Genomic DNA, 1,553 nt, shown 5'->3' with positions numbered 1-1,553 from the left:
GGCAGCTACGCGGCTATTACTATCAGTGTTAACGATGGCACAGATAGCGCCAGTTTAACGCCATTTACATTAGAGGTAACCAACACCAATGATGCGCCGGTAGGGCAAAACTTCGCGTTTAACCTCGATGAAGCCGCGACTTTAACCGTGGCACTTGCAAACGGGTTATTAAGTAACGCCAGCGATGATGATGCAGGCGACACACTCAGCGCAGAGCTTGTCAGTCAACCACAATTTGGTAGTGTCAGCTTAAACAGCGATGGTAGCTTTAGTTATCAACATGACGGCAGTGAAAACCACGGCGACAGCTTCACCTTCCAAGTTCGTGATAGCGCAGGTGCGTTATCGGCGGTACAGACAGTAACACTTACGGTAACGCCGGTTGCTGATGCACCGGTTGCCATGGATGACAGTGCCACCACTGCAGAAGACACGCCAGTGAACTTTAGCTTGGTAGCGAATGACAGTGATGCAGAAAATGACCTAGTGGTCGCTTCAGCGGCCATCGTATTACCCGCGAGTAAAGGCACGGTAAGTATCACCAATGGCATTGCCTCGTATACACCGAATAGCAATGTAACGGGGACAGACACTTTTACTTATACGGTAAAAGATGCAGCATTGAACACCTCAACAGCGGCGACAGTGACAGTCACTATTACCCCAGTGAACGACCTCCCTGAGGTACAAGCTATCAGCTTAAGTGTGGATGAAGACACCGCATCAGCAGTGACCAATGTGCGTTCACTGGCCAGTGATGTGGAAGACACCATCCCAACGGGCACGATTAACTTAGTCAGAGCGCCAAGCTCAGGGCAAGTGGTGTTTGACCAAGCCGCGGGCACCTTTGTGTATACCCCAGATGCGAACGTTACAGGGCAAGACAGTTTCACCTACACCATTACCGACAGCGAAGGCGGTGTGTCACTGCCAGGAACCGTTACGGTAAATATAGGTGCGGTGAATGACCGCCCCGTTGTTGCTAATGATGCAGTGACGACTGATGAAGATACCGCAACAACGTTAGCTATTTTAGCAAACGACTCAGACGTAGAAGACAGTGGCTTTAATGCTGCCAACGTAAGCCTTGAAAACCAAGGCACGGGGGCGGGCATGTACGACTTTGCGACAGTCAGCGTTAACCTAGATGGTAGTTTAGCTATCGTGCCAAGCCAAGATGTGAATGGGGTATTTAGTTTCACCTACACATTAACAGACAGCGAAGGCTTAAGCTCAACCCCAGCGACCGTCACACTGACCATTAATGCCGTGAACGACGCACCAGTGGCGCTAGATAACACCGCCCAACTGCAAGAAGAAGGTTCATTTGAAGTCAACGTATTGGGTAACGACAGTGATGTTGATATCGGCGACAGCTTAGATGTGAGCAGTGTGACGGTTGTCAGTGCACCAAGCAATGGGCAAACTCAAGTAACAGCAACGGGGGCAATCATTTACACCGCCAATGCAGATTACTATGGTGACGACAGCTTTACTTACACAGTTAAAGACAGCAATGGCGCGATATCTAACCTTGCTACTGTCACCATGAC

General features: G+C 49.8%; 1 protein-coding gene. It reads left to right on the top strand.

Going from position 1 to position 1,553, the window contains the following annotated elements; translation table 11 throughout:
• Nucleotides 1-1,553 (top strand): tandem-95 repeat protein (locus H5182_RS21910; protein ID WP_182760648.1); only part of this gene is annotated, 1,553 nt, incomplete at both ends.

Source organism: Pseudoalteromonas sp. SG44-17 (assembly GCF_014164235.1).
Taxonomy (GTDB): Bacteria; Pseudomonadota; Gammaproteobacteria; order Enterobacterales; family Alteromonadaceae; genus Pseudoalteromonas; species Pseudoalteromonas rhizosphaerae.
The sequence above is the reverse complement of the archived record's forward strand: the minus strand, read 5'-3'. Positions and strand labels throughout refer to the sequence as shown.